Genomic DNA, 18,165 nt, shown 5'->3' with positions numbered 1-18,165 from the left:
CGGCCGTTTTCGCGTCGGCCGTTCCGCCGTCCGTCCGCTGCCCGCATGTTGAACTTGGCGTGTATGCCGGTCGGACCGCCGGGGCCAGGCCCTAGGCTCGTCCGCATGACCGCCGAGCAGCTGATCTCCTTCGCCCGTGGGGCTCCCTCGCTGGACATCGTCGATGTCGAGGGGCTCAAGGCCGCCGCCGTCCGAGCCTTCGACGCCGACCCTGCCGGGGTCACGGCCTACGGCACCTCCGTCGGCTACCCGCCCCTGCGGAAGTGGATCGCCGAGAAGCACGGCGTCGCAGCCGACCAGGTGCTGATCACCAACGGGTCGCTCCAGGCCGACGCGTTCCTGTTCGACCACCTGGTCCGCCCCGGCGACGCGGTCGTGGTCGAGCGCCCGACGTACGACCGGACGCTGCTCAATCTCCAGCGGATGGGCGGCGAGATCCACGGGGTGACGATCCAGCCGGACGGCCTGGACATCGCGGAGCTGCGCAAGCTGCTGGAGTCCGGGGTCCGCCCGAAGCTCGCGCACGTCATCCCGAACTACCAGAACCCGGCCGGGGTCACCCTGTCGCTGGAGAAGCGGCGGGAACTGCTCGACCTGGCGGCCGAGCACGGCTTCATCATCTTCGAGGACGACCCGTACGCCGACATCCGGTTCCGGGGCGAGCCGCTGCCGTCGATGCTCTCGATGGACACCCAGGGCGTGGTGGTGCACGCCTCCAGCTTCACCAAGACGGTCTGCCCGGGGGTGCGGGTCGGCTACCTGATCGGGGCGGCGGACCTGATCGCCGACATCGCGAAGAAGGCGACCAGCCTCTACATCTCGCCCGGCATGGTGTCCGAGGCGATCGTGCACCAGTTCTGCGTCTCCGGCGACATCACCCGCTCGATCGAGACGGTCAGCACCGCGTTGGGCGAGCGGGCCGGGGTGCTCGCCGAGTCGCTGCGCCGACACCTTCCCGAGGCGCGGTTCGTGGAGCCGGACGGCGGTTACTTCCTCTGGGTGGAGCTACCGGAGGACGTGCTGGTGGACCGGCTCGCCCCCGCGGCGGCCGAGCGGGGGGTGGCGGTGGTCAAGGGCAGCGACTTCGTGCTCGACGGCGGGCAGCACGCGCTGCGGCTGGCGTTCTCGGCGGTCACCGCGGATCAGATCGACGAGGGTGTTCGTCGTCTCGCGGAGGCGGTGGCGGCCGTCCGAGGCTGATTCTCTGTCGGATTCCTGACAGAAGTGCGGCACCGGCCGGGTCGGGCCTCCCGCCCGGCCGGTTCGCGGCCCACAATGCTGCGAGCACCACTCACGTCGTCCGGCCGACCTGCCCCGATGCGGGCCTCGGCCACCCGACCGGTGGTGCGCGCAGCACAACCCCCGCCCAAAGGGCGCCGGGTGGGCCGTGCCGTCCCTCACCCCCCTGACGCGGCACGGCCCGCCCCGGCGCCGCCCCAATCCGCGCGCCCGGGGACAGCCGCCCCAACTGCGCCCGGGGCAGCTGTCGGCCATCCGCTGAGGCGGCGGCCGACGCCGGCCGGTCCGCGCCGGGCTCGGGCGTACCCTGCAACCCGCGACGGCATGCGGCTGCCGCGACAGCGTGGGGAGGGGGTCGCCATGTCGAGCCGGGCGGAACGGAGCCGGGCCACGTCGCCGGACGGCGGGCGGGCGATCAAGCCACGGGCCTGGGCCCCGGTGCGGGCGATGACCCGGATCCTCAACGCCGACGACGGCCAGCGAGCCCCCGAGCCGGTCGGGCCGGGGCGCAGCGCGGTGATGGACTGCGGGCTCTACGTCGACGGCAGGCGGCAGCCTGGTGAGCGGCACTACGCGGAGGCACTGGCCGCGGCCCGCCGCGAGCGCGGATTCGTCTGGGTCGGCCTGCACGAGCCCGACCTGGCCGAGATGTCCGCGATCGCCGATACCTTCGGCCTGCACGAGCTGGCCGTCGAGGACGCGGTCAAGGCCCAGCAGCGGCCCAAGCTCGAACGCTTCGGCGAGGTCACCTTCCTGGTGCTGCGCACCGCCCGGTACTGCGAGCACGACGAGCTGACCGAGAACTCGGAGGTCGTCGAGACCGGGCAGGTGATGCTGTTCATCGGCCCGAACTTCGTGATCAGCGTCCGGCACGGGGACGCCTGCCGGCTCGCTCCGGTCCGCGCCGACCTGGAGGCCAGGCACGAGCTGCTGGAGCACGGCCCCTGGGCCGTCGCGTACGCGATCACCGACCGGGTGGTCGACCTCTACCTGGAGGTGGCCGACCGGCTGGAGGACGACCTGGACGTGCTGGAGGCCGACGTCTTCGACCGGCAGAGCAGCGGCCGGATCCAGCGGATCTACCAGATGAAGCGGGAGCTGGTCGAGTTCAAGCGGGCGGTGGCGCCGCTGCAACGGCCGTTGATGACCCTCACCGCCCAGGTCAACCGGGATGTCCCGCAGGAGGTGCGGCGCTACTTCCGGGACGTGCAGGACCACCTCAGCCGCACCGTCGAGCAGGTCAACTCGTACGACGACCTGCTCAACTCGATCCTCCAGGCGCGGCTGGCCCAGGTCACGGTCGACCAGAACAACGACATGCGCAAGATCGCCGCGTGGGCCGGCATCGCCGCGGTCTGGACCGCGATCGCCGGCATCTACGGCATGAACTTCGCGAACATGCCGGAGCTGAAGATGACGTACGGCTACCCGGTCGTGCTCGCGCTGATGCTGGTCGTCTCGCTGTCCCTGTACCGCTGGTTCCGCCGCAACGGCTGGCTCTGAGCCCGACGCCCGTCACCCGACGAGCCCGACGCCCGACGAGCCCGACGCCGTCACCCGACGCCCGACGCCCCTGAACACCGCCCGTCACCCGGCCTGGCCCCGCCGGCCTGGCCCGGCTGCGGCGTCCCGGCGTCCCGGAGGGCCGGGCCCGGGAACGCCCGAGGCGCGGGACGACGGGGTCGTCTCCGCGCCGCGGGCGATGGGGCGAGGGTCAGCGACGGCCGCCGGACCGCGCGGTGTTCTCCTTGCCGAGGGCCGTGGTGAGGTCGTCGGCCGGCCGGCCCGAGACGTCCCGGGCACCCTCGGCGACCGAGGGCACCTTGTCGTTCGGGTGGATCACCGGCTGGGTGCCGAGGGTGCTGGTGGAGGCGCTGTCGCCGCCGGCCACCGCCGAGCTGCCGGCCCCCGTCGGCCCGCCGGCCACCGGCGAGCCACCGGACATGGTGGACGGGTCGGTCGCCTTCACGCCGTTCGTCGACGGGGTCTCCACGATCAGGGTGTCCACCTCGTCGCGCGCCGGCTCCAGGGTGCGGGCCGGGGCGTACTCGGTCCACTCCTGCTGCTCCCGGCGGCGGCGCATGGCCATCGCGCCGGCCAGGCCGGCGACGGTGCCGGCGGCAAGCAGGCCGGCCATCATCCCGCGCGACGACTTCTTCTGCTTCTTCCGCGTGACCTTCAGATTCTTCGCCTTGACCTTCTTGCTCAGCGCGGCCTGCCGCCCGGCGGCGGCCTTCTTGCCTGCGACGGCCTTGCCGGCGGCCTCGGCCTGCGCGTTGCGGACGGCCAGGGCCAGCGGCGCGAGGGCCGCGACCGTCGACGCGAGACCGCTCGACGCCCGGTCCCGCACCACCATGGCGGTCGGCGCGACTGCGCCCCGGGCAGCCTGGACCCGCGGGCCGACCGTGGCGCCGGCGCCCTTCGCGGCGTGAGTGGCGGCCTGCCTCAGGTGACCGATGCCCTGGTTCAGCTCGACCTTGGCCAGCTGCCCCTGGGTCTTTCGTCGCCCGATTCCAAACACGGTCCCACCTCCTGGGAGTTGTTCCTTCGTCATCCTCCACCTTCGGATGCCTCCGCACTGCCAGATCGGGCACATGGGAGGATCCGCATGGAACTGACCAACGAGTGAGGAGTACCCGTGGCCGAGGCTCTCTACGCCACCCTGCACACCAACGCTGGCCCGATCCGGCTGGAGCTCTTCCCCAATCACGCTCCGAAGACGGTCCGTAACTTCGTGGACCTGGCCGAGGGCAACATGGAATACACCGACCCGCGTACGGGTCAGCCGGGCAGTGGGCCGTACTACGACGGCACGATCTCGCACCGGGTGATCAGCGGCTTCATGATCCAGATGGGCGACCCGACCGGCACCGGTCGCGGCGGCCCGGGCTACAAGTTCGGTGACGAGTTTCACCCCGAGCTGAGCTTCGACCGGCCCTACCTGCTCGCCATGGCGAACGCCGGGCCGGGCACCAACGGCTCGCAGTTCTTCATCACCGTCGCGCCGACCCCGCACCTGACCCGCCGGCACACCATCTTCGGCCAGGTGGCCGACGAGGCGTCGGTGAAGGTCGTCGACTCGATCGCCAGCACCCCGACCGGCCCGAGTGACCGCCCGCTCTCCGACGTGGTCATCGAGCGGGTCGAGATCGAGCGCACCCCGGCCTGACCGGGACGCGATGTACCTTTGCTCGCATGACTGAGCGCCCCGCCGGCATCGGGAGGCAGCGGCCGTGAGTGAGTCCCCACCGACCACCCCGGTCTGCTACCGGCACCCCGGCCGGGAGACGTACGTCCGGTGCACCCGCTGCGACCGGCCGATCTGCCCGGATTGCATGCAGGAGGCCTCGGTCGGGCACCAGTGCCCCGAGTGCGTGGGCGAGGGACGCCGTAGCGTGCGGCCGGCGCGTACCGCCTTCGGCGGCGGTACCGTCGGCCGCCACGGCTACGTCACGAAGACCCTGATCGCGCTGAACGTGCTGCTCATGGTGCTGTCGATCGCCTCCGACCGGGGCGGGGACGCGGTGGCGGGCGGCTCCGGCTTCGGCGGCCTGATGGGCGGCAGCACGCCGCTGACCGACTGGGGCTCGGTGCTCGGCCAGGCCCTCTTCCCCGACGGCAGTGTGCACGGCATCGCCCAGGGCGAGTGGTACCGGCTGGTCACCGCGATGTTCCTGCACTACGGCGTGATCCACCTGCTGCTGAACATGTGGGCGCTGTGGGTGCTCGGCCGGTCGCTGGAGGCCAACCTCGGGCCGCTGCGCTTCCTCTCCCTCTACCTGGTCGCCGGGCTCGGCGGGAACGTGGCCGCCTACCTGTTCAGCGCCGAGAACGCCACCACGGCCGGGGCGTCCACCGCGATCTTCGGCCTGTTCGCCGCGTTGATCGTGATCGAACGCCGGATGGGGCGGGACATTTCTGCGGTGCTCCCGGTCCTGGTGATCAACCTGGTCTTCACCCTGACCGTGCCGGGCATCTCCATCCCCGGCCACCTCGGCGGGCTGGTGACCGGCGGGGTGCTGGCCCTGCTGCTGGCGTACGCGCCCCGGTCCCGGCGCGGGCTGTTCCAGGCCGTCGGCGTCGTGCTGTTGCTGGTGGCGCTGATCGGGCTCGCGGTCGTCCGCACGGCGACGCTCACGGGCTGACCTCCGACGCGGCCTGGGCCGCAGCGTGACGTCAGGGGGTCTCGCCGTGGGCGGCGCGCAGCGCCTCGGCCACCTCGCCGGGCGGGGCGTCCAGGTCGTACCGGCCGTACAGGTGCAGCGAGTCGCCCGCGTCGATCTCCAGGATCTCGGCGGACAGCCCCAGCCGGGGCCGACGGTCCACGGTGATCGCCTCGACGGCATCCCAGGGGAGCCGGTGCCGGCCGGCGAGGCCCCGGACCACCGTGATCCCCGTCGGGTCGACGGCGAGCCGCACCGGCACCAGCAGGTCGCGCGCCGCCCACCCGGCCAGCGCGACGGCGCCCGCCGCGGCCAGTACCAGCCGCACCCGGTCGCCCTCGGCGAAGAGCAGCCCGAGCCCGACCAGCGCCGCCGCGCCGATCAGCTTGACCACCGGCACCAGGGCCGGCACCCGCCACTCCCGCTGCACCGCCGACGACTCCGGGCTCCGCTCTGGCCGCATGCGTACAGCATGCCCTGCCGGGACCGCCTCGGCCTGCCCCCACCGGCCGGCGTCGGGGCCGCCTCGGCCAGGACAGGACGTAGTATCGAGGCCTGCCAGGTTACCGGGGAGTAAACATGAGTGACGCGGTCATCGTCGGTGCGGTACGGACCCCGGTCGGGCGGCGCAAGGGCAGCCTGGCCGCCGTGCATCCGGTCGACCTCTCGGCCCATGTGCTGCGCGCCCTGGCCGAGCGCACCGGGATCGACCCCGAGCAGGTCGACGACGTCGTCTGGGGCTGCGTGTCCCAGGTCGGCGAGCAGTCGTGGAACGTCGCCCGCAACGGCGTGCTCGCCGCCGGCTGGCCGGAGTCGGTGCCCGGCACCACGCTGGACCGGCAGTGCGGGTCCAGCCAGCAGGCCCTGCACTTCGCCGCCGCCGCCGTCGCGTCCGGCCAGGCCGATCTGGTGGTGGCCGGCGGGGTCGAGTCGATGACCCGGGTGCCGATGGGCTCCAGCGTCGGCGACGCCGCACCGTTCAGCGACCAGATCCGCGACCGCTACCGGGGGGTCGAGGGCTTCGCCGAAGACGCCCCGCTGCCGTTCAACCAGGGCGTCGGCGCCGAGCTGATCGCCGCCCGCTGGCGCTTCTCCCGTGCCCAACTCGACGAGTTCGCCCTGGCCAGCCACGAGAAGGCCGCCGCCGCCCAGGACGCCGGGGCGTTCGATCCCGAGCTGGCCCCGGTGGCCCTGCCCGACGGCGGCAGGTTCGCCGCCGACGAGGGCATCCGCCGGGACACCACGCTGGCGAAGCTCGGCGAGCTGAAGACCCCGTTCCGGTCCGACGGCGTGGTCACCGCCGGGTCGGCGTCCCAGATCTCCGACGGCGCCGCCGCGCTCGCCGTCACCACCTCCGAGTGGGCCGGTCGGCACGGCCTGCGCCCGTTGGCCCGGGTGCACACCGCCGTGGTCGCCGCCGACGACCCGGTCGTCATGCTCACCGCCCCCATCCCGGCCACCGCGAAGGCGCTGCGTCGCGCGGGGCTGGGCATCGAGGAGATCGGCGTGTACGAGGTGAACGAGGCGTTCGCCCCGGTCCCGCTGGCCTGGCTGGCCGAGACGGAGGCGGACCCGGAGCGGTTGAACCCGCGCGGCGGCGCGATCGCCCTGGGCCACCCGCTCGGCGCCTCCGGGGCCCGGATCATGACCACGATGCTCCAGCACATGCGGGACAACGGCATCCGCTACGGCCTGCAGACCATGTGCGAGGGCGGCGGCATGGCCAACGCCACCATCGTCGAGTTGCTCTGACCGTCCCCGCCGGTCGAAGTTTCCCCGCCCACCGGGCCTCCCGGTCGGCACCGGGCGGGGAGCCTCCCGTCCCATCCCGTCCCGGCCGGGCGGCGGGAAAATCTCCTCGCCCCGTGTCGGCGCGGCCCCTAGTCTGCCCACCGTGACCGCCTCTCCGACGCAGCCCGCCGACTGGTCCGACCAGCGGTGGCAGGACCTGGCCCACGCCTGGGTCGCCGACCACCTCGGCAGGGCCGGCCGCCGGATCACCGGCCCGGTCCAGGCCCGGCTCCGGCCCTGGTCGCTGGTCTGGCGGCTGCCCACCGACGCCGGCCCGTACTGGTTCAAGGCCAACAACGCCGGCACCCGCTTCGAGGCGGGACTGCTCGGCGCGCTGGCCCGGATCTCCCCGGGGCGCGTCCCCGAGCCGGTGGCGGTGGACGCCGAGCGGGGCTGGACGCTGCTGCCCGACGGCGGGGAGACCCTGCGGGACGCGCTGGCCCGGGACCGTGACCCGGCCGCCTGGGAACCCGTCCTGACCGGGTACGCCGCGCTTCAGCGCGCGACCGTGCCGCGGGCCGGCGAACTGCTGGCCCTCGGCGTGCCGGACCACCGCCCGGAGGCGATGCCGGGCCTGCTCGCCGGGCTGCTCGACGACCGCGATGCGATGCGTGTCGGTGCCCCGGACGGCCTGACCCCGCAGACGCACGAGCGGCTGCGGGCGTTCGTGCCGGAGTTCGAGGCGCGCTGCCGCCGGCTCGCATCGTTCGGCGTACCGGTCGTCGTGCAGCACGACGACCTGCACGACGGCAACATCTTCGCGGCCGACCACCGCGTCTTCGACTGGGGCGACGCCTCGCTGGCCCATCCCTTCGGCACCCTTCTGGTGACGCTGAACTCGGTCGCGGGCACCTTCGAGCTGCCGGCCGGCGACCCGGTGCTGGCCCGGCTGCGGGACGCGTACCTCGACGCCTGGACCGACCGGCACGACCGGGCCGACCTGCGGGAGGCGGCGACCCTCGCGGTCACCGTGGCCAAGGTCAGCCGGTCGTTGTCCTGGCGGCGGGCTCTGTCCACCCCGGACCCGGCCCGAGCCGAATACGCCGAGGCGGTCCCCGGCTGGCTCGCCGAGCTGTTCGAGCCCGACATGCTGTAGCCGGGACCGGTCGGACAGGCTGCGGCGGGGAGTGTGGCACCCGTCATGGCGGCACCGGTGCGCCCCGGGCGAGGCTGCCCGCATGGACACGGCACGGTGGTACCGGGCGTTCGGCGAGCGCGAGGCCCGGGGCGAGTCCCCCACGTACGAGCGGCTGGCCCTCGCCGTCGCCGGTGACCCCGGGCTGATCGCCCTCCTTGACGGCCTACCCGAACCGAAGCGGCAGCCCAATCTGCTCTTCGGTGCCGTACGCCACCTCGGCGGCCCGGTCGACGACCCGGCGGCGTTCCGGCGCTGGACGGCCGACCACTGGGCCGAGGTGGCGGCGACCGTGCGGGCCCGGCGGACCCAGACCAACGAGGCCGCCCGGTGCGCCGTGCTGCTGCCGCTGCTGGCCCGGCTGCCGCAGCCCCTGGCCCTGTTGGAGGTCGGCGCGTCCGCCGGCCTCTGCCTGTACCCCGATGCCTACCGGTACCGCTACGTCCGCCCCGGGGCGGCGGACCACCTGGTCGGCCCGGACGCGAGCCCGGTATGGCTCACCTGCGCGGTGACGGGTGACGTCGCGCTGCCCGAACGGGTGCCGGAGGTGGTGTGGCGGGCCGGGCTCGACCTGAACCCGCTGGACGTCACCGACCCGGACGACCTGAGCTGGCTCACCGCCCTGGTCTGGCCCGAGCAGCACGGGCGGCGGGACCGGCTGACCGCCGCCGCCCGGGTCGCCCGCGCCGACCCGCCCCTGCTGCGGCGGGGGGACCTGCTCGCGGACCTGCCGGCGCTGGCCGCCGCCGCGCCGCCGGAGGCCACCCTCGTGGTGTTCCACAGCGCCGTCCTGGCGTACGTGTCGCCCGTGGCCCGCGTCGGGTTCACCCGGACCGTCGCCGGGCTGCCCGGGCACTGGATCGCCAACGAGGCGGCCGGGGTGCTGCCGTCGCCCGCCGGCACCCCCGCGCCGCCGCCCGCCGACGCCACCCGCTTCCTGCTCTCCCTCGACGGCCGTCCGGTCGCCTGGTCCGGTCCGCACGGCCAGTCCCTGCACGGGCTCACCGGCTGAACCGCCGTCCGATCTCGACAAAGCCGCCGGGGGCCCGGAACAATCGGGGCGCCGGCGCTGCGCGAGGACTGTCCGGGTCCGCCCGCCGGCTCGCTTCCTGCACGGGGAAAGATCGGGGACACGTGACGAACAGCTTCTCTGCGCCCGCGTTCGGGCGCGGCGTCCGGCGGGCCCTGGCCGCCACGGCCGCCACGGTTCTGGGCGCGGGCATCGCCCTCACCGGCACCACCGGGCCGGCCGCCGCGGCGGGCTACACCGGCCCGCACCCGGGCGCGTTCACCGGCCAGGGCTTCGACACCTGCGCCGCGCCGTCGAGCGCCACCATGAAGGCGTGGCTCGCCTCGCCGTACCGGGCGCTCGGCATCTACATCGGCGGGGTCAACCGGGGCTGCGCCCAGGCCAACCTGACCAAGGACTGGGTGGCCACCCAGGCGGCGGCGGGCTGGCGGTTCTTCCCGCTGTACGTCGGTCTCCAGGCGCCGTGCTCGACGTACAGCCGGACCATCGACCCGGCCCAGGCGGCGACCCAGGGCCGCGCGGCGGCGGACGACGCCGCCACCCGGGCCCGCGACCTCGGGCTGGCGCCGGACAGCACCGTCTTCTACGACATGGAGACCTACCCGACCGGCGACGCGGCGTGCACGGCGGCGGTCAACGCCTTCGTCAACGCCTGGACGATCCGGTTGCACGACAACGGCTACCTCTCCGGCCTCTACGGCAAGGTCGGTACCGGCGCCGTGACCGACCAGGTCGACGCCCACGAGCAGCCGACCCACGCCGGCCCGGACTACCTGGACTTCGCCCGCTGGGACGGGGTGGCCACGGTGACGGACCCGGCCATTCCGGAGTCGTTCTGGGCGCCGGGGCGGCGGATGAAGCAGTACCAGGGCGACCACCACGAGACGTGGGGTGGCGTCACCCTCAACATCGACAGCGACCACCTCGACCTGGCTCTGCTGCCGGCCGCCCGCTTCGCCGACTTCACCGGCAACGGCTGGGCGGACGTGGCGTACCGCGATCCGGCCACCGGGCAGTTGCACGTCTACGGAGGCAACGGCACCACGCTCAGCGGCCGGGTCACCCTCGGCGCCGGCTGGAACGGCATGGACGCGATCGTCCGGCCCGGGAACTTCGACCGGGCCGGTGGCGAGGACGTCGTCGCCCGCGAGAAGTCGACCGGGTACCTGTGGCTCTACCCGGGGACCGGGTCCGGCATCACCGGCCGGGTCAAGCTGGGCGCGGGCTGGAACTCCGTCCGGGAGATCACCCCGGTCGGGGACCTCGACGGCGATGGCTACCAGGACCTCGTGGCGGTCCAGACGTCCACCGGCGCGCTCTGGTTCTATCCCGGCCGGGGCAGCACGTTCGGCACCCGGGTCCTGCTCGCCGCCGACGGCTGGAACGCGATGGACGAGCTGGCCGGCGGGAACGACTTCACCGGCGACGGCCGGCCGGACCTGCTCGCCCGGGAGACCGCCACCGGCCGCCTCCTGGTCCACCCGGGCGCGGCGGACGGGTTCGGCGCGCCGTTGCCGGCCGGTACCGGCTGGGGCGGCATGCGTGACCTGGTCCAGCCCGGTGACTTCGACCGTGACGGCCGGCCGGACCTCGTCGCCGTGCAGACCTCGACGGGTAACCTGCTGCGCTACGTCTGGGACGGCGGTGCCTGGCTGCCGCCGACCCGCCTCGGCTCCGGCTTCGGGCCCATGCAACCGCTGCTCTGAGCACAGCCGGTCGGGTGCCCGCCATCACCGGCACCCGGCCGGCGCCGGGCCGCTGCCCCCGGTGGGCCGCCGGAACGTGGAAGTTCCGCAAGTCCGCCGTGACCCATGTCACTCCGTCGCCCCTGTCGTTGGGCAGGGCATGGACGTCTTCTCCCGAACGTTCCTGCCCGCCGCCGCCGACACCGGGCTGGCGGCGCAGACCGTCAGCCGACACATGCCGATCTTCCGCCGCTGCGTCGGCGACGGCGACGCCACCATTCTGGTGACCCGGTGCAGCGGGCCGCGACGCCCGGTCGACGAATACCTCCTGTTGTTGACCCACCGGCGCCTCGTCGTCATCCGGCAGACCCGGGTGCTGCACCGCCTGTGCCTGCACCTCAACGCCGAACTGCGTGAGCTGAGCGACGTCACGTGGAGCCCGGACCCCCGGCTGCCCGCGGTCGAGCTGGCCGCCACCGCCATCGACGGCGTCCGGGAGCGGTTCGTCATCCGGCCCCAGCACCCGAGGCAGGTGTGGCAGCTCGACACCATGCTGCACCACGCGTTCCGGACCCGGCTCCGGACGGCCCGGGAGCGGATCGTGGCCACCATCGGCGACGCCCCGGCCGCCGCCCGCCCCACCGCGTTGCGGCCCGTTGTGGCCCGCTGAGCGGTTTTCTGCCCGATTCGAACGCGGCCCGACACGCCCTGGCGTCGAGGTTCGGCAACCATGGACCGGCCCGGGACGGCGCCACCGCCACCGCCCACCTCGCTCGGATCAGCTGGGCGGGAGGGCGTAGCCGACGTAGCCCCGCCAGGTCAGCGCCCAGCCGGCCGGCACGAGCTTCACGCAGGCCGCCCGGCTGCCGGTGCAGACGATCGCGTCGGTCGAGGCGGGGGCGGCCGGCGGGCGGTCCGGCAGCACCGACTCCAGCGCCACCAGCTCGGGCGGGCGGCCGTCGGCGTCGCGCAGCAGCAGCCACCACGGGTACTCCCAGTTGTCGTTCTGCTGCACCAGCCCGACCCGCCGGGCGCCGGACGCCCGCACCGCGTCGGCGGCCCCGCGGAACTCGTCCGCCCACTGTGGCCGGCGCAGGAATCGGGCGTCCCACTCCGAGGTGGTGAAGACCGATCCGGTGCCGACCAGCCGGCGCGGGAAGCCGTACGACAGGGCGAGCACCCCGGCCAGCGCGGAGGTGGCCAGCACCGTGGCCGCCAGGCCGGCGGCCACCGACCGTCGGCCCGACGCGAGCCGGCGACGGAACAGCGCGTCCAGCCACAGGCCGGCCAGCGGGGTCGCCAGGATCAGGGCGTACAGCAGCAGCCGGTTCCCCCACGGCTGCCATTTGATCATCGCCGTGTGCAGCAGGACGGCGGCCACCACCACGACGGCGTACGCCCGCAGCGCCCCGGCCGAGGCCGGGGCGACCCGGGCCGGCCGGGCCAGCGCCAGCACCGCCCCGACCAGGGCGAGCGTGCCGGCCAGCGGGAACGCCACCCGGTCCTCGTCCGGGTACCAGGCCAGCGCCGGGAAGGTTTCCCGGCCGAAGGTGATGGCCCGGTCCTGCGGGTCCACCCCGATCGCGCGGGACCCCTCCATGATCGCTTCGGCCGTGCTGGCGCGAACCGGGGCGAGCGGCGTGTCCAGCGCGGTGTGCCCGATGCGCAGCGCGTTCACCAGGACAGACGCCGGGTCGTGCCGCTCCATCGGGATCGACTCGCGCAGCCGGGGCGGGCCCAGCGGGTGACCGAACTCCGCCTGCACCCGGGCCAGGAACGGCCCGACCACGGCCAGGGCGACCAGCAGCACCAGCAGTGATCCGGCCGCAGTCCGGGCCACCCCGGCCGCCCGGGACGGTTCCGCCCGGCGATCCGCGACGCCGCCGCGCGGCGGCACCCCCGTCGTGGCCGCCGGGTGGCCTCCGCCCTCGACCGCCCCAGCCCTGCCGGCCGCGCCGACCCCGACCAGCACCGGCCGGCCCGGGGCGTCGCCGGGTACCCGGCCCGTCCGGCCGCCCAGGAACGCCAGTCGGAGCTGGCCGATGCCCCAGAGCAGCAGCAGCGGGCCCACCCCGATCAGCCCGCTGGTCTTCGTCACCGCGGTCAGCCCGGTCGCCGCGCCGAGCAGCAGCAGCGTGCCGGCCCCGGCCCGCCGGCGCAGCCCGTCCAGCGCCAGGGTCGCCACGCAGGCCACCCAGGCGGCGCAGACCAGGTCGGTCTGGGTGCTGGTCGCCTGGAGCGCCACCATGGGGGTGGTGGCCAGCACGAACGCGGTGAGCAGCTGGGCCCGCCGCCCCCCGCCGAGCTGAGCGGTGATCCGGGTGGCGGCCAGCAGGCAGCCCACCCCGGCGGCCCACTGGACCAGATTGTGCAGCGCGTCGCCGCCGGTGAACAGCCGCAGGTGCAGCAGCAGGTACTCCGCGCCGGGCGGGATCGTCACCTGCCGGTGGATCGCGGTGGGCCAGAACTCCAGGCCGCCCTGGGCCACCCAGTGCTCCACCTTGGGCAGGTGGTAGGTCTGCGAGTCGAAGTTGTTGGGCTCGGCCAGCAGCGCGATCAGCAGCTCCACCAGGACCAGCCCGCCGACCGTGCCGGCCAGCAGCCGCTCGCCCCGCCCCGCCGTACGCCACCGGCCGGCCAGCCGGGCGAGGCCGGCGCGGGCGGCGGCGGCCGGGTCCCCCGACGCGTCGTCGCGGCGACGTCGCCAGCCGGCGGCCCCGGCGGCGACGGCGAGGAAGACCAGCCAGGCGACCGCGAAGGCGGGCAGGGTCAGCAGGCGCAGCGCCCCGAGCAGCTCCACCGCCAGCACCGCGAACGCGCCGGTGACCACGGCGGCCCGGACCACTGCCAGGCGCAACGGGGCGATCGCGTCAGTCCCGCGCGGCCGCAGCGCCACGGTGAGCGACAGGACGGCGGCGAATGGGGCCGCCACGAGCAGGGAGCCGGCTGCCGACATGGCGCGAAGTAAACACCATCTGGCTGGATGTGCCGTGCTCGACGCCCGACGGTGGTGAACCCCGTCGCGCTGACCTGCCAGGCTAGGCTGGGGCCGACGTGTCGCCGCCACCGTGGAGATTCCCGTGAAGCTCTCGATCCTGATGCCGGTCTACAACGAGGAAGAACGCATCGCGGATGCCCTCAAGCAGGCGTTGGCGGTCGACTACCCGTGCGAGATCGAGATGGTCGTGGTCGATGACGGCAGCCGCGACGGCACCGGCGAGATCCTCGGCCGGGCCGACGACGCTCGGCTGCGGGTGATCACCCACCAGCGCAACGCCGGCAAGGGCGCGGCCATCAAGACGGCGGTCGACAACGCCGACGGCGAGTACATGGTCATCCTCGACGCCGACCTGGAATACGACCCGCAGGACATTCCCAAGCTGCTCGACCCGGTGCTCGACGGCCGCGCCACGGTGGTCTACGGCAACCGCACCTTCGGCAGCCACAGCGCGTACAGCTTCTGGTACGTGATGGGCAACAAGGGCGTCACCATGGCGGCCAACGTGCTGTTCAACTCGTACATCGGCGACCTGGAGACCTGCTTCAAGCTGATGCCGGTCGCCCTCTACCGCTCCCTCGACGTCCGCTCCCGGGGCTTCGGCATGGAGGCGGAGGTGACCGGCAAGCTGCTGCGCCGGCGCATCCGCCCGTACGAGGTGCCGATCAGCTACCGGGCGCGGGGCCGGGAGGAGGGCAAGAAGATCACTTGGAAGGACGGCGTCGAGGCGATCTGGATCCTCGGCCGGGAGCGCACCCGCCGCCGTCCCGTCGACAGCCCGCAGCGCTGACCCGGGTCAGCGCCCCGCTTCGAGGAAGGCGCTGACCGCCCGGCGCAGGCCCGCCGCGTCCAGCCCGTGCCAGCGGGCGTGGTCGGCAGCGGAGCCGTACCGCCGTAGTTCCTCCCGGCCCACGCCGAGCGACAGCAGCCGGTGCGGCCGGTCCACCAGGGCGTCACCGACCAGCCGGGCGGACGTCCCGGCCAGGTAGGGCTCCACCAGGATCACCTCGGCCCCCGCGAGGGCCCGCAGCCCGGCCGCGTCGAACGGTCGCGGCCGGTGGGTGTACGCCACCGTCACCTTCAGGTCGGCCACCGCCGCCAGCGCCGCGTCCAGCATGGGCCCGACCGCCACCAGCAGCGGCGCACCCGGCCCCGCGTCCCGCACCACCGCGAGCGACCCGTCCGTGCCGCGCGGCCGGTCGTTGCCCAGCGTCGACAGCCGCAGGTACGCCGGACCGTCCCCGGCCACCGCCGCGCGCAGCAGGGCGGGCACCTCGCCGGCGTGCCCGGGCACGTGCACGGTCCAGCCGGCCAGGGTGTCGATCAACGCGACGTCGGCCGGGGACCGGTGGGTCTGCCCGGCGGCGGCCCGGTCGTACGACCCGCCGATGCCGACCAGCACCGCGCTCACGCCCTGATGGTCCAGGTCCAGCTTGATCTGCTCGTACGCCCGCTCGACGAGGAACGGGGCGTAGCTGTGCACGATCGGCCGCAGCCCGGTCAGCGCGAGCCCGCCGGCCACCCCCACCATCAACTGCTCCCGGATGCCTACGTTGAGCACCCGGTCGGGGTGCCGCCCGGCGGCCGGGGCGAACAACGCGGCCGAGATGTCGGCGAGCACCAGCGCGGTGCGTGGCTGCTCGGCCAGCAGCGCCGTGGTCGTGTCGACGAAGGCGTCCCGCATCATCATGGTCACTTTCCCTCCCGGACGACCGCGACGACCACGTGCGGCCGGCTCCCGTCCTGCCCGGTGAGGGCGTCGTAGAGGGCGTCGTGGTCGCGCCCGTCCACGGTCGCGGCGGTCCACCCGTTGACGGTGAACCGGGCCGCGATTCCGCCGTCCCAGCCATGGCTGGCCGAGTCGTTGTCGATCACCACGGCGGTCAGGTTCGCCAGCCGGACCGCGCCCGCGTACGCGATCGCCTCGTGGTTGGACCCCTCGTCCAGTTCGGCGTCGCCGAGCAGGACGTACACCCGGGGGGTCGTCAGGCCCTGGGCCCGCAGCCCGAGCGCGGTGCCCGCGCCCAGGCCGAGGCCGTGGCCGAGCGAGCCGGAGCCGATCTCCACCCCGGGGACCAGCAGCCGGTCCGGGTGCTCGCCGAGCAGGCTGTCCGGGCCGTCCTGGTCGTCGAGCCAGTCGACGGGCACGAAGCCCTTCGCGGCCAGCACGGCGTAGTAGCCGGCGACGGCGTGCCCCTTGGAGAGCAGGAACCGGTCCCGGTCCGGGTCGTCGACGGTCGCCGGGGTGATCCGCAGTACCCGGTCGTAGAGCACCTGGAGGACGTCGAGGGTCGAGTACACGTTCGGGCCGAACTCCCGACCTGCGCGGATTCGCTCCAGCAGGGGCCCGAGCGGTGCGGGTGGGCCACCTTCGGCGGCCCGTGTGGTGGCGCTCATGACAGTCATGCCGCTAGCCTGCAAGTTGAAGTCCCCTTCAACTCAAGGCGACGTGATGAAGGAATCCCTGACCATCGGCCAGCTCGCGTCGCGCAGCGGCGTCGCGCAGTCTGCGCTTCGCTACTACGAGCGCCTCGGCCTGGTTCGGGCCGAGCGCACCAGCGGCAACCAGCGCAGGTACGCCCGCACCGAGCTGCGCCGGGTGGCGTTCGTCCGGATCTCCCAGCAGGTCGGCATCTCGCTGGAGGAGATCCGCGACGCGCTGGACTCGCTGCCCGCCTCCCGCACCCCGACGGCCGCCGACTGGGCGGAGCTGTCGACCGCGTGGCGGGCCCGGCTGAGCGAGAAGATCCGGCTGATGACCAAGCTCCGCGACGACCTGGACGGCTGCATCGGCTGCGGCTGCCTGTCGTTGCAGCGCTGCACCCTCTCCAACCTGGAGGACAAGCTGTCGGGCGAGGGCCCCGGCGCCCGGCTCATGCTGCCCCCCGCCGACCAGCCCGCCTGCGCCGACTGCTGACCCGGGGTCACCCGAGGGTGAGCAGCACCTTGCCGACGTGGTCGTTGGACTCGACCAGCCGGTGCGCCTCGGCCGCCTCGGGCATCGGCAGCCGCCGGTCGACGACCGGCCGGACCGCCCCGGTGGCCACCAGCGGCCAGACCTGATCCCGCACGCCCGCGACGATCGCCGCCTTCTCCGCCAGCGGCCGGGACCGCAGCGCGGTGGCCGCCACCGAGGCCCGCTTCGCCAGCAGCGCGCCCAGGTCCAGCTCCGCCTTCCGGCCGCCCTGCATGCCGATCACCACGAGCCGGCCCCCGGTGGCCAGCGCGGCCACGTTCCGGGCCAGGTAGGAAGCGCCCATGATGTCGAGGATGACGTCCGCGCCCCGGCCGTCGGTGACCCGCCGGACCTCCTCGACGAAGTCCTGCTCCCGGTAGTCGATCGTGTGTGTGGCGCCCAACTCGCGCAGCCGCTCGTGCTTGGCAGCCCGGGCGGTCACCACGACCGTCGCGCCGAGCGCCGTACCGAGCTGGACGGCGAAGGTGCCGATCCCACTTCCGCCGCCGTGCACCAGCAGCGTCTCGCCCTTCGCCAGCCCGGCGAGCCGGACCACGTTCGACCAGACCGTGCAGGCCACCTCCGGCAGCGCCGCCGCGTCGACCAGGCCTACGCCGGCCGGCACCGGCAGGAGCTGCCCGGCGGGCACGACCACCCGCTCGGCGTACCCGCCGCCGGCCAGCAGCGCGCAGACCTCCTGGCCGACCGCCCACCCGGTAACGTCCGGGCCGACCGCGCCGATCACCCCCGAGCATTCCAACCCGGGGTACGCGGGCGCGCCCGGCGGCGGCGGGTAGTGCCCCTGCCGTTGCAGCAGGTCGGCCCGGTTCACCGCGCTGGCCCGCACGTGCACGACCACCTCGCCGGGGCCGGGCTCCGGATCGGGCACCTCCGCCCAGACGAGTGCGTCGGGTCCGCCGGGCTCCGGGATCGTGATCGCGTGCATGGCCCAGTCTTACCCGATCCTGCTCTCCGTCCACCCCCGGACCGGATCTCGTCCACCGTCTCCTGCGGGGCGGGCTCCGGGGCGACCGGCCGGAGCCTGATCCGGGACGCCTCGGGGGTCCGGGGTGTCGTCGTCGGTCCGGGGTGCCGACCTCGGTCCGGGGTGTCGTCGTCGGTCCGGGGTGTCGCCGTCGGTCCGGGGTGCCAGCCTCGGTCCCTCTCG

17 protein-coding genes are annotated in these 18,165 nt (G+C 74.3%); 11 read left to right on the top strand and 6 right to left on the bottom strand.

What is annotated here, in order from left to right; genetic code table 11:
- The first annotated feature begins 105 nt into the window (after window positions 1-105).
- Together GVV04_RS14650 and corA are read left to right on the top strand one after the other, a co-directional pair.
- Window positions 106-1,200 (top strand): aminotransferase-like domain-containing protein, encoded by a 1,095-nt coding sequence (locus GVV04_RS14650; RefSeq protein ID WP_161688548.1) that lies wholly within the window; start codon window positions 106-108, stop codon window positions 1,198-1,200.
- Window positions 1,201-1,686: 486 nt separating this feature from the next.
- On the top strand, window positions 1,687-2,742 hold the full coding sequence (gene corA / locus GVV04_RS14645) for a magnesium/cobalt transporter CorA (protein WP_235966284.1): 1,056 nt from the start codon (window positions 1,687-1,689) through the stop codon (window positions 2,740-2,742).
- Between the two features lie 211 nt (window positions 2,743-2,953).
- On the opposite strand, the gene GVV04_RS14640 is transcribed toward corA, so the two are convergent.
- Window positions 2,954-3,793, bottom strand: coding sequence for a hypothetical protein (locus GVV04_RS14640; RefSeq protein ID WP_161688544.1), 840 nt, complete (start codon window positions 3,791-3,793; stop codon window positions 2,954-2,956).
- 84 nt (window positions 3,794-3,877) lie between these two features.
- On the opposite strand from GVV04_RS14640, the gene GVV04_RS14635 reads away from it, so the two are divergent.
- A complete protein-coding gene (locus tag GVV04_RS14635) occupies window positions 3,878-4,408 on the top strand; it encodes a peptidylprolyl isomerase (protein ID WP_161688542.1) in 531 nt (176 codons plus the stop codon).
- A 64-nt stretch (window positions 4,409-4,472) separates the two neighbouring features.
- Window positions 4,473-5,384 (top strand): rhomboid family intramembrane serine protease, encoded by a 912-nt coding sequence (locus tag GVV04_RS14630; protein WP_161688540.1) that lies wholly within the window; start codon window positions 4,473-4,475, stop codon window positions 5,382-5,384.
- A gap of 31 nt (window positions 5,385-5,415) precedes the next feature.
- Here the strand turns inward: GVV04_RS14630 and GVV04_RS14625 are convergent, their stop codons facing one another.
- Window positions 5,416-5,865 (bottom strand): PH domain-containing protein, encoded by a 450-nt coding sequence (locus tag GVV04_RS14625; RefSeq protein WP_161688538.1) that lies wholly within the window; start codon window positions 5,863-5,865, stop codon window positions 5,416-5,418.
- 116 nt (window positions 5,866-5,981) lie between these two features.
- Here GVV04_RS14625 and GVV04_RS14620 point away from each other — a divergent pair, with 116 nt between their 5' ends.
- The 5 genes from GVV04_RS14620 to GVV04_RS14600 all read left to right on the top strand — a co-directional run bounded on the left by GVV04_RS14620 (window position 5,982) and on the right by GVV04_RS14600 (window position 11,713).
- Entirely contained in the window at window positions 5,982-7,154 is a 1,173-nt protein-coding gene (locus tag GVV04_RS14620; RefSeq protein ID WP_161688536.1) for a thiolase family protein, read from the top strand.
- A 142-nt stretch (window positions 7,155-7,296) separates the two neighbouring features.
- A complete protein-coding gene (locus tag GVV04_RS14615) occupies window positions 7,297-8,289 on the top strand; it encodes an aminoglycoside phosphotransferase family protein (protein ID WP_328822391.1) in 993 nt (330 codons plus the stop codon).
- An 82-nt stretch (window positions 8,290-8,371) separates the two neighbouring features.
- Window positions 8,372-9,340: a DUF2332 domain-containing protein gene (locus GVV04_RS14610; RefSeq protein WP_161688534.1), complete on the top strand. Its 969-nt coding sequence runs from the start codon at window positions 8,372-8,374 to the stop codon at window positions 9,338-9,340.
- A gap of 122 nt (window positions 9,341-9,462) precedes the next feature.
- A complete protein-coding gene (locus GVV04_RS14605; protein ID WP_161688532.1) occupies window positions 9,463-11,064 on the top strand; it encodes a glycoside hydrolase domain-containing protein in 1,602 nt (533 codons plus the stop codon).
- 139 nt (window positions 11,065-11,203) lie between these two features.
- On the top strand, window positions 11,204-11,713 hold the full coding sequence (locus GVV04_RS14600) for a hypothetical protein (protein ID WP_161688530.1): 510 nt from the start codon (window positions 11,204-11,206) through the stop codon (window positions 11,711-11,713).
- Window positions 11,714-11,821: 108 nt separating this feature from the next.
- Here GVV04_RS14600 and GVV04_RS14595 read toward each other — a convergent pair whose 3' ends face one another.
- On the bottom strand, window positions 11,822-13,999 hold the full coding sequence (locus GVV04_RS14595) for a hypothetical protein (protein ID WP_161688528.1): 2,178 nt from the start codon (window positions 13,997-13,999) through the stop codon (window positions 11,822-11,824).
- A 124-nt stretch (window positions 14,000-14,123) separates the two neighbouring features.
- On the opposite strand from GVV04_RS14595, the gene GVV04_RS14590 reads away from it, so the two are divergent.
- On the top strand, window positions 14,124-14,831 hold the full coding sequence (locus tag GVV04_RS14590; RefSeq protein ID WP_161688526.1) for a glycosyltransferase family 2 protein: 708 nt from the start codon (window positions 14,124-14,126) through the stop codon (window positions 14,829-14,831).
- Window positions 14,832-14,837: 6 nt separating this feature from the next.
- On the opposite strand, the gene GVV04_RS14585 is transcribed toward GVV04_RS14590, so the two are convergent.
- Window positions 14,838-15,725: a transketolase family protein gene (locus GVV04_RS14585; RefSeq protein WP_161689378.1), complete on the bottom strand. Its 888-nt coding sequence runs from the start codon at window positions 15,723-15,725 to the stop codon at window positions 14,838-14,840.
- 8 nt (window positions 15,726-15,733) lie between these two features.
- Window positions 15,734-16,447 (bottom strand): transketolase, encoded by a 714-nt coding sequence (locus GVV04_RS14580; protein WP_161688524.1) that lies wholly within the window; start codon window positions 16,445-16,447, stop codon window positions 15,734-15,736.
- 46 nt (window positions 16,448-16,493) lie between these two features.
- Between GVV04_RS14580 and soxR the strand changes: the two genes are divergently transcribed.
- Window positions 16,494-16,958: a redox-sensitive transcriptional activator SoxR gene (gene soxR / locus GVV04_RS14575; RefSeq protein ID WP_161688522.1), complete on the top strand. Its 465-nt coding sequence runs from the start codon at window positions 16,494-16,496 to the stop codon at window positions 16,956-16,958.
- Between the two features lie 7 nt (window positions 16,959-16,965).
- Here soxR and GVV04_RS14570 read toward each other — a convergent pair whose 3' ends face one another.
- On the bottom strand, window positions 16,966-17,943 hold the full coding sequence (locus GVV04_RS14570) for an NAD(P)H-quinone oxidoreductase (protein ID WP_161688520.1): 978 nt from the start codon (window positions 17,941-17,943) through the stop codon (window positions 16,966-16,968).
- Window positions 17,944-18,165: the final 222 nt, after the last annotated feature.

The sequence above is a fragment of the Micromonospora rubida genome (assembly GCF_009908295.1).
In the GTDB taxonomy this organism is placed as follows: Bacteria; Actinomycetota; Actinomycetes; order Mycobacteriales; family Micromonosporaceae; genus Micromonospora; species Micromonospora rubida.
This window is presented reverse-complemented; position numbering and strand designations above follow the sequence as displayed.

Coding starts and splice junctions, on each gene's coding strand:
- GVV04_RS14640 (WP_161688544.1), bottom strand. CDS start 3,793: ATGACGAAGGAACAACTCCCAGGAGGTGGGACCGTGTTTGGAATCGGG.
- GVV04_RS14585 (WP_161689378.1), bottom strand. CDS start 15,725: ATGCGGGACGCCTTCGTCGACACGACCACGGCGCTGCTGGCCGAGCAG.
- GVV04_RS14580 (WP_161688524.1), bottom strand. CDS start 16,447: ATGACTGTCATGAGCGCCACCACACGGGCCGCCGAAGGTGGCCCACCC.
- soxR (WP_161688522.1), top strand. CDS start 16,494: ATGAAGGAATCCCTGACCATCGGCCAGCTCGCGTCGCGCAGCGGCGTC.
- GVV04_RS14570 (WP_161688520.1), bottom strand. CDS start 17,943: ATGCACGCGATCACGATCCCGGAGCCCGGCGGACCCGACGCACTCGTC.
- GVV04_RS14610 (WP_161688534.1), top strand. CDS start 8,372: ATGGACACGGCACGGTGGTACCGGGCGTTCGGCGAGCGCGAGGCCCGG.
- GVV04_RS14650 (WP_161688548.1), top strand. CDS start 106: ATGACCGCCGAGCAGCTGATCTCCTTCGCCCGTGGGGCTCCCTCGCTG.
- GVV04_RS14625 (WP_161688538.1), bottom strand. CDS start 5,865: ATGCGGCCAGAGCGGAGCCCGGAGTCGTCGGCGGTGCAGCGGGAGTGG.
- GVV04_RS14600 (WP_161688530.1), top strand. CDS start 11,204: ATGGACGTCTTCTCCCGAACGTTCCTGCCCGCCGCCGCCGACACCGGG.
- corA (WP_235966284.1), top strand. CDS start 1,687: ATGACCCGGATCCTCAACGCCGACGACGGCCAGCGAGCCCCCGAGCCG.
- GVV04_RS14595 (WP_161688528.1), bottom strand. CDS start 13,999: ATGTCGGCAGCCGGCTCCCTGCTCGTGGCGGCCCCATTCGCCGCCGTC.
- GVV04_RS14620 (WP_161688536.1), top strand. CDS start 5,982: ATGAGTGACGCGGTCATCGTCGGTGCGGTACGGACCCCGGTCGGGCGG.